The 2,442-nt window shown below is 73.8% G+C and carries 2 protein-coding genes and 1 pseudogene; 2 read left to right on the forward strand and 1 reads right to left on the reverse strand.

Translation table 11 applies throughout. The features are described 5' to 3' along the window. Nucleotides 1-91 precede the first annotated feature (91 nt). A pseudogene (locus AB0I76_RS27690) lies at nucleotides 92-727 on the reverse strand (alpha-ketoglutarate-dependent dioxygenase AlkB); the annotation flags it as partial. A gap of 167 nt (nucleotides 728-894) precedes the next feature. Between AB0I76_RS27690 and AB0I76_RS27695 the strand changes: the two are divergent. Together AB0I76_RS27695 and AB0I76_RS27700 are read left to right on the forward strand one after the other, a co-directional pair. Next, entirely contained in the window at nucleotides 895-2,133 is a 1,239-nt protein-coding gene (locus AB0I76_RS27695; protein WP_357041420.1) for an acyltransferase, read from the forward strand. A 128-nt stretch (nucleotides 2,134-2,261) separates the two neighbouring features. Further along, the coding region (locus AB0I76_RS27700; protein WP_357041423.1) for a hypothetical protein at nucleotides 2,262-2,442 on the forward strand (181 nt) is incomplete at its 3' end.

The following is a 2,442-nucleotide window of genomic DNA, read 5'->3' on the forward strand; positions in this document are numbered from 1 at the left end:
CGGGCCACCCGAGTGTGTGTCCCGGATGGGCCGCCTGGTGTACGCACCTTGGGGACGTCGCCACCTGGCGACGACGACGTCTCCTCGGCCGGGCCACGCCGGCGGGGCGGAACTGGACGCTGATCCGGGGGCCGACCGGGCGGGCGGTCTTCGGGATGGCGTGTTCCCAGGTGCGCTGGCAGGACCCGCCCATGACGACGAGGTCGCCGTGCCCGACGGGGAAGCGCAGGCTCTCCCCGCCCCCGCCGCGCGGGCGCAGCAGGAGGGGGCGGGGAGAGCCGAAGGAGACGATGGCGACCATCGTGTCCGTGTGCGCCGAGCGGCCCTGGGTGTCGCCGTGCCAGGCGACGCTGTCGCGGCCGGTGCGGTAGAGGCACATGCCGGCGGTGACGAAGGGCTCGCCCAACTCGTCGGCGTAGTGCCGGGTGAGCGTCTCGCGCGCCGTGGTCAACACGGGGTGGGGCAGCGGCCGGCCGGCGCCGTACCAGCAGAGCAGTCGGGGGACGTCGACGTCGGCGTCGTACATCCGGCGGCGCTCGGCGCGCCACGGCACGTCCCGCAGGAGGATGTCGAGGACCTGGTCGGAGCCGCGGACCCAGCCGGGCAGGTGGTCGACCCAGGCGCCTCGGCTCAGCTGGTGCCGGGTGACATGACCGGTGAGCGGCCCCAGCGCGGGGCCCTCCTCGGCGAGGTCCAGCATCGAGGGCTGGTACGCGACGTCCGACACACCGCCGATCCTACCCCACGATCGAACACCCGTACGAGAGCGGCCCGCCGGGTAAGGTCGCGGTCGGCCTCCGGCGACGAGCCCCGACCCGCGGGCACGGCCGGTGACGCGAAGCGTGAAGGAGCTGCCGCCGTGCTGGTGTTCCCGACGACCGTGGGCCGTTCCGCGTGACGGCGGCGCCCGTCGCCGACCAGGTCGCGTCCGGCGCCACCGGCGGCGCCCGCGCGCCCGGCGGCACCTCCCGGTTGCCGTCGCTGACCGGGTTGCGGTGGATCGCCGCGCTGCTCGTGTTCGGTTTCCACGCCGGCACGATGGGGATCGTGGCGGAGCCGGCCTACAAGGCGGTCGTCGACCGGCTGTTCACTCTCGGCCTGTCCGGCGTGCAGTTCTTCTTCATCCTCAGTGGATTCGTGCTGGTGTGGTCGGCCCGGCCGGGCGAGGCGAAGCGGACGTTCCTGCGTCGCCGGCTGGCCAAGATCTACCCGAACCACCTGCTGATGTTCCTGGTGGTGCTCCTGGTCGGGTACGCGATGGCCGACCCGGTGAACCCGCGCGCCGTGGTGGAGAACCTGCTGCTCGTGCAGGCCTGGGACCCCACGCCCGGCATCTTCTACAGCGTCAACAACGTGAGCTGGTCGCTCTCCTGCGAGCTGTTCTTCTACGCGTGCCTGCCGTTCGCGCTGCCCCTGGTCCAGCGGACGCGCCCGGGTGTGCTGTGGGCGGTGGTCGTTGCCGTACCGCTGTTGATCGTCGCCCTCTGGCCGGCGCAGCAGCTGGTGCCGGAGGAGAGCCGCTGGTGGTTCACGCAGATCTTCCCGCCGGTGCGGTCGCTGGAGTTCTGGATGGGCGTGGCCGCCGCCGAGCTGATGCGGCGCGGCCGGTGGCGGGGGCCGGGGCTGGGCGTGGCCACCGTCGTGTTCGTGGCCATCTGGTTCGCCGCGGGGGAGTGGATCCGCGCCGAGCTGTGGGCGGGACTGCTGTCGGTCGCGTACATCCTGGTCATCACGGCCGCCGCGGGCGCGGACGTCCGCGGTCGGCGGACGCCGTGGCGCAATCGGCCCATGGTGTGGCTCGGTGAGGTGTCGTTCGCCTTCTACATGGTGCACGTCTTCGTCATGGTCACCGTGCTGCGCCTCACCGGCCACTACGGCGTCGGCCTGCCCGGATGGTGGGGCCCGGCGGCGGTGGTGGGCTTCGGGCTGGTCAACCTGGTCCTCGCCGGGCTGCTGCACCGCTTCGTGGAGACGCCGATGATGCGCCGGCTCGGTCCGCGCCGTCGCTCGGCGCCGACACCCGTGGGGGACCGGGAGGACGGCGCCGTGCCGGGTCCGTCGGCGGCGCCGTCCGTCCCGTCGGCCCGGGCCGCCGGTGACGACGGACCCCGGGTGTACGCGCACCACCGCTAGCGGTGTCCACCCTGGTGGATCGCGGGTGACGGGTGGGTGTCGACACGCCCGCCAGCAGTGCGGGCGAGCGGCGTCGGGGGTAGCGTGACGTCGTGCTTCCGGTCACGCTCGCCTGTCCTTTGTGGTGGGTGACGCGCTGGGCGTCGCGCCTGCTGGTCGGCCTCGCCCTGACCACCGGTCTCACCCTGGGCGCCGCCGCGCCCGCCGTGGCGACGACACCCGTCCTTCCCGCCGTGGCCGTCCCGTCCGTCGTGCTCGCCGTCCCGGCGGGCGTCGCGGGCATGCTGCCCGGCCCGGCGGTTCCGGTCG

The sequence above is a fragment of the Micromonospora sp. NPDC049799 genome (assembly GCF_040656655.1).
In the GTDB taxonomy this organism is placed as follows: Bacteria; Actinomycetota; Actinomycetes; order Mycobacteriales; family Micromonosporaceae; genus Micromonospora.